This window comes from uncultured Clostridium sp. (assembly GCF_934754915.1).
Taxonomy (GTDB): domain Bacteria; phylum Bacillota; class Clostridia; order Clostridiales; family Clostridiaceae; genus Clostridium.
On record NZ_CAKVKB010000185.1, the window covers coordinates 1 to 5,367 of the forward strand.

9 protein-coding genes are annotated in these 5,367 nt (G+C 27.3%); 5 read left to right on the plus strand and 4 right to left on the minus strand.

Annotation, left to right across the window (positions count from 1 at the left end):
* Positions 1-200: 200 nt before the first annotated feature.
* From Q0F58_RS16905 to Q0F58_RS16920, 4 genes are all read right to left on the minus strand, one after another.
* Entirely contained in the window at positions 201-1,385 is a 1,185-nt protein-coding gene (locus Q0F58_RS16905) for a site-specific integrase (protein ID WP_294379040.1), read from the minus strand.
* Between the two features lie 79 nt (positions 1,386-1,464).
* On the minus strand, positions 1,465-1,833 hold the full coding sequence (locus Q0F58_RS16910; protein WP_294379041.1) for a retropepsin-like aspartic protease: 369 nt from the start codon (positions 1,831-1,833) through the stop codon (positions 1,465-1,467).
* Positions 1,830-2,081, minus strand: a complete 252-nt coding sequence (locus Q0F58_RS16915) for a hypothetical protein (RefSeq protein ID WP_294379042.1) — start codon at positions 2,079-2,081, stop codon at positions 1,830-1,832. The genes Q0F58_RS16910 and Q0F58_RS16915 overlap by 4 nt, the downstream gene beginning before the upstream one ends.
* A 377-nt stretch (positions 2,082-2,458) precedes the next feature.
* A complete protein-coding gene (locus Q0F58_RS16920; protein ID WP_294379043.1) occupies positions 2,459-3,028 on the minus strand; it encodes a helix-turn-helix transcriptional regulator in 570 nt (189 codons plus the stop codon).
* Positions 3,029-3,193: 165 nt separating this feature from the next.
* Here Q0F58_RS16920 and Q0F58_RS16925 point away from each other — a divergent pair, with 165 nt between their 5' ends.
* The 5 genes from Q0F58_RS16925 (at position 3,194) to Q0F58_RS16945 (ending at position 5,357) form a co-directional block, all read left to right on the plus strand.
* Entirely contained in the window at positions 3,194-3,394 is a 201-nt protein-coding gene (locus tag Q0F58_RS16925; RefSeq protein WP_294379044.1) for a helix-turn-helix transcriptional regulator, read from the plus strand.
* Between the two features lie 170 nt (positions 3,395-3,564).
* Complete coding sequence (locus tag Q0F58_RS16930) at positions 3,565-4,053, plus strand: hypothetical protein (RefSeq protein WP_294379045.1); 489 nt, start codon at positions 3,565-3,567, stop codon at positions 4,051-4,053.
* 136 nt (positions 4,054-4,189) lie between these two features.
* Positions 4,190-4,474 (plus strand): helix-turn-helix domain-containing protein, encoded by a 285-nt coding sequence (locus Q0F58_RS16935; RefSeq protein ID WP_294379046.1) that lies wholly within the window; start codon positions 4,190-4,192, stop codon positions 4,472-4,474.
* Positions 4,475-4,483: 9 nt separating this feature from the next.
* A complete protein-coding gene (locus Q0F58_RS16940) occupies positions 4,484-4,762 on the plus strand; it encodes a hypothetical protein (protein WP_294379047.1) in 279 nt (92 codons plus the stop codon).
* A 13-nt stretch (positions 4,763-4,775) separates the two neighbouring features.
* Positions 4,776-5,357, plus strand: a complete 582-nt coding sequence (locus Q0F58_RS16945) for a helix-turn-helix domain-containing protein (protein ID WP_294379048.1) — start codon at positions 4,776-4,778, stop codon at positions 5,355-5,357.
* Positions 5,358-5,367 lie beyond the last annotated feature (10 nt).

Below are 5,367 nucleotides of genomic sequence, written 5' to 3' on the forward strand. Positions count from 1 at the left end.
ATGAATTTCAATATTAAAATAGAATAATAAAATTTAATGTTATATAATATGAGATATAGTAAATTCATAATGTATAGTACATTGTGAGATGGAGGAATCAAATGATATTTATTGAAAGTAAAAATAAGAACTTGCTTATATATGAGTAAATAAGCCATTTGATAGCGTGAAGAGGGGAATTTTGCCCCTCTTTTTGCCCCTTATAACATAGATTTATATAAAATATCTAGTTTATTAACTGTATTTTGCTTTGCCTCTTCCATAACATGAGTATATATATTTAATGTTACAGATATACTGCTATGACCTAAAAGTTCCTGAACTGTTTTTGGATTTTCTCCAAGTTCAAACAATCTTGTTGCATAAGTATGTCTTAGATCATGAAAAGTTAGCATAGGTAATTTATTTTCAAGAACTTTGTTAATATCTTTTATAGATTTTTCAAAATAATAGTATATTAATTTGCCACTATAATAATCACTTTTTGGATTATAAAAGATTAAATTTTTATCATTGAAGGACTTACCAAATACTAATTTTGATTCATTTAATTTAGCCCTATGCTGTTTTAACTTGTTTACTAGAGCTTGAGGTATAGGAACTTTTCTTATACTGCTAGTGCTTTTTGGTGTCTGAACTACAATTTTAGTTCCACCAGTACCTTCTCTATTTATAATTTTTTGATATTTAGCAATTTTATTTACTGATACTATATTGTTCTTAAAATCTATGTCATTCCAGGTAAGAGCAAGTAATTCTGATTGTCTTAGGCCTGTATATAAAGCCATTAGGAATATTAATTCATATGGACTGTTTTTTATGCCTTCAATATATATTTTTTGTTCTTCTTTTGTAAATGCATGTATTTTTTTATCTTTTTTTAATTTATCCTCTTCTGAAATTTTTGGGAGTATAAGAGCTTTTGTAAAGTCTTTTATAATCATATCATTGTTATAAGCATACCTTAATGCAGCTCCTATAATTAAATGTATTATTCTTATGGTTGGTATTCCAACATTTTTCTTTTGTAGATTATTATAAAATGTTTGAACTTTATCCCTTGTAATTTCTGTTAGTTTAAGTTTAGTCAAGGGAGAATTTTTTATATGATTTCGATAAGGTGATTCATACATAGCTTTAGTAGTATTCTTTATATTCATAAATTTTACATCATAAAGCCAATTCTCTAAAAATACTCCAAATGTTTTATTGTTGTATATAACACCATGATCTAATTCATTTACTATACTTTTAATCTTAGCTTCAAGTTCCTTTACTGTTCTTGCATAAATATCCTTAGGCTTATCTAGGTTTTCATGTCTTAATCTATAAAAGTAATACTCTTTTCCATTTTTAATTTTCTTTTTATATACTGTTTTAGCCATTTTATGACCTCCTATAAGTTTTAATTATATTCCTATAAGGGGCGAATATATTAAAGCTCCATAAGTCAATATAAGCTATCTAATTGAATATTAATTCCATAGTTTTTAAATTTATATCAGCATTAAGAGCTGTTAATATATCTAAGCCTATGAGTAAATCAATATCTATTCCATAATCCATATCGCCTATGGATAACGCAACATTATTGAGTTTCTTATTGTTTATTTCAAAAGTGTTTACGTTTTTCTTAAGGATTCGTTCATATCCTCCAACGCCTTGAACATTTCTTATTTTTTCTGTTCCATCTAGTGTAATGTAATCAGCATTTATTAAAGTTGTAGCTGAACCAGTATCAATTAAAACATTCTCTAAATTAAGAACCTGGTCATCTATTTTTATACATATAGAACAAAATAATAATTTATCCTGGTACCTTAATTTAATCATCTGATAATACCTATCCTTTCAGTTTCATATTCAAGCTTATCTTTTCTTGTATCATCAAAACCTAATTGACGCGATTTATCTTGTCTATGCAGCATACGATAATATTTAAATGCGTCATTAATATCATCAAATACTTCAATTACAGCAATATCTTCAATTAATAATTTGTTATCCTCTTCATGCTGCTTTAAACTATCAAATACAATCCATTTATTGGGATATGTTTTTCTTGCTTCGCTCCATTTCATGTTATCAGCTCCTTACATAATATTGTTGTGGTTGCTTATTAAAATTAATACAGTAACAACGCAACCTATAGTTACTTGGTTAAATGTTTTAAATTTAAAAGTATTTGCTCGTCAATTTCATTGATTACCTTTTAAAATATAATTTTCTTTTCGGAAGAGGTACCCTCCATTTTGGCACCCACCTACATAAGATTATTTATGGATTGTGACTGGGGGGTAACGTTACCCTTAGTGTTTTAGTAGTTACTATGCGAAATATTATAGTAACTACTATTACTCACCTTAACGCTGGGTTGGGTGCTTGTAATTTTAAGCATGGGTTCGTCATTATGACAAAGTTTTATCTTTTTTATCCATTTTGGAAAATTTTTTATAATCTATTTACCAAAAATTAATTTGTTGTCCCATGTGAAAGTTAATTCATATTGTTCTTGAAGTTCCACACCAAAAGCGAATTCAATATTATTTAAAATCTTAAGTTCAATATCATTTCTAAATGGAACTGGTAGTTTATTAAAGGTATCTATTAGTATTTTATTTTCTTCAATCAAATCTTCATCATTAGAATTTAATTCTTCATCATAAGGTTCAATGTGAACATCTAAAGATATTACTTTCTTTTCATCGTTATAAGTAGGATAGCAATTACCAGTCAATCCACATTTATGAACTTGCATATTTTTTATAATATCTAATTCTAGTTGTAATAAATCACCATCTAAAGTGAAACTAGTGATGTTTATATCTACAGGAATATAAGATATTAATTTTTCTGGAGTTATTAACAAAAAATTACACAATGTATTTATTGTATCAAGTTGAATACCTTTGCTTGAATTAGAAGAAAGAGCTGTCAATGTTGTTCTAGATATTTTAGTTACTTCAGATACTTTTGATATTTTTAAATTTCGTTCTGCCAAAAGTATTGATAAATTACTTCTTATCATTCTATCACCTCTATACTAATTGTACAATATACTGAACAAATATACAATAAAAGTTTAAAAAAGTATTGCATATTAATAAAATATGATGTATTATAAAAACATGAAAAATGTTCAGAGTACTGGACAAAATAGCTAAAAAACATAAAAAATGAAGGGAGATATATAATGTTATCTTTGAAATTAGCAAGAGTAAAAAAAGGATGGACTCAAGAAGAGTTACATAAGAAATCAGGTGTTAGTAGAGTTTCAATTTGTAACATTGAAAGAACTGGTATAGAAAACATACCTGTTGTAACATTAAGAAAATTAGCATATGCACTTGATACAACAGTATCAGAATTATTCTTTTCAGATGAAAAAAATTAAAATTCCAAGCGATTGGAGATTTCATATCTAAATATTCCACACAAATGTGGAAAATCTAAAATGACAATGCATAGAGAGGACAAAAGTAAGTTGCAACAACTTGAAGAATTATAACTTATAGCTGATATAAGGGTAGCAACCTTAATAATTAAAAGGGAAGTGATGATTGCATGTATACCAAAAATGGAATGAATATGTATACAGGTAAATATAGGGTAGTATGTGAATTTTGTAGAGCTACATTAAAACCATTGAAAGAAGATAATTATATTTATTGTGCGAATGGTGGACAAATCTATCGCTATTCAGATGATATATTAGTTTATTATCGTAATAAAATAAGCATACCAGCATTAATCAGCAAATTCAAAGAAAATGGTATCGAGATTCTAAATGATAGTTCAACGCCACATGAAGCATTAATACAATTTTATGAAAAAGATATTGATGTTGTTGCTAAATTAGTTAAGGCAAGAACTACAGGGGCAAATATAAAAGCAGTTAGCATAAAAAATTTAAGATTATTCAAATGGTTCAATGATAATAAAGAATTTTATATAAAAAAGGGTTTGTATAAAATTCCTAAAGAATTAACAGAAGAGGAAAAAGACATCAAGCGTAAACAACTTATGAAAAATTTATCGAGAGAAAGTGCATAAAATAGGTTAATTTAAAGACTTAAAGCAATCAAGGTATAATTTATTGTCCAACGATTTGAAATCGAAATAAAAGCATAGAAGGGCTTATATCTATGATTGAATAGAAAACTAATCAATTTAAAACGGAGGGAAAAACATGGAAGATATTAAAAGAGATCCTTATTTTGAAAAATTCATTAATCTTACAGTGGATTTTATTACAACAGAAATTAAGGACAAGCTAAAAGAATTTAAGCCAGTTGAAAGTGAAAAGTTAGCACTAACACCTAAGGAAGCAGCTAAGCTATTAGGAGTTGGGAATAATACAATGTATAGGTTGCTTAAAGAAGATGATTTTCCTAGTTATATGGTGTCAGGTAAATACTATATCTCAAAAAAAGGACTTGATGAATGGGTTCAAACTCAAGTGAGCAAAAAGTAGGTGAGAATTATGGATGGTATTCAAGAATTAAAAGAGCAGTTATCAAAAGGTACTTTCTACTATTGTAAGCCTGAATTATGGATAGAATCAAAGATTGAAGAAGTAAATGTTATTGAAGATGATTATCTTATGATTAGATTTAATGGGGGACATGCAGATGTATTTTTAAAGAATGTTAAAGCAATAAGAAGGCCTGGTAATATAGTTAAGAAGTTTAACTGGTGCTACATATTAAAAAATTATGACAATGAATGTATTGGATATATTGGAGAAGAAACACAGAAGTAAGGAGTGAGAATTTATGGAAAAGAAAGGAGGGAATATGAGTGATAACACAAGATGGCAACAGTTCAATTCAATAATTGATAATGAAGGACTGGACATAAAGGAAAAAGGATTATTATTAATTCTTTTTAGACATGTGAATTATAAAACAGGATATGCAGATCCAAGCAGATCATTAATTAAAAAGAAAACTGGAATTTCTGATAATAGAACATTAGATAAAATATTTAATTCCCTTATTAACAAAGGTTTTTTGATAAGGGAAAGTGGTAAGGGGAATAGAAGTAGATATTTTATTAAAGTAGGTGGAGAAATTACACCTAGTGTAAAAAATGAACCTAGTGGAGAAGTTACACCATTACTAGGTGGAGAAATTACACCTATAGTAGGTGGAGAAATTACACCACAAAAAGAAAATAAAAGAAAAATAAAAGAAAATATTAAAAAAGAAAAAGGTACAAATCTAGATAAAATTATTAATTCATATTCAGATAATGAAGAATTGATAAATACTATATGTGATTTTCTAAAAATGAGAAAAGCAATTAAGAAGCCTATGACTGATAGAGCATTAAAAATAATGCTCTATCAGTCATAGGCTTCTTAAT

Coding starts and splice junctions, on each gene's coding strand:
- Q0F58_RS16940 (WP_294379047.1), top strand. CDS start 4,484: ATGGATGGTATTCAAGAATTAAAAGAGCAGTTATCAAAAGGTACTTTC.
- Q0F58_RS16925 (WP_294379044.1), top strand. CDS start 3,194: ATGTTATCTTTGAAATTAGCAAGAGTAAAAAAAGGATGGACTCAAGAA.
- Q0F58_RS16915 (WP_294379042.1), bottom strand. CDS start 2,081: ATGAAATGGAGCGAAGCAAGAAAAACATATCCCAATAAATGGATTGTA.
- Q0F58_RS16910 (WP_294379041.1), bottom strand. CDS start 1,833: ATGATTAAATTAAGGTACCAGGATAAATTATTATTTTGTTCTATATGT.
- Q0F58_RS16905 (WP_294379040.1), bottom strand. CDS start 1,385: ATGGCTAAAACAGTATATAAAAAGAAAATTAAAAATGGAAAAGAGTAT.
- Q0F58_RS16945 (WP_294379048.1), top strand. CDS start 4,776: ATGGAAAAGAAAGGAGGGAATATGAGTGATAACACAAGATGGCAACAG.
- Q0F58_RS16920 (WP_294379043.1), bottom strand. CDS start 3,028: ATGATAAGAAGTAATTTATCAATACTTTTGGCAGAACGAAATTTAAAA.
- Q0F58_RS16935 (WP_294379046.1), top strand. CDS start 4,190: ATGGAAGATATTAAAAGAGATCCTTATTTTGAAAAATTCATTAATCTT.
- Q0F58_RS16930 (WP_294379045.1), top strand. CDS start 3,565: ATGTATACCAAAAATGGAATGAATATGTATACAGGTAAATATAGGGTA.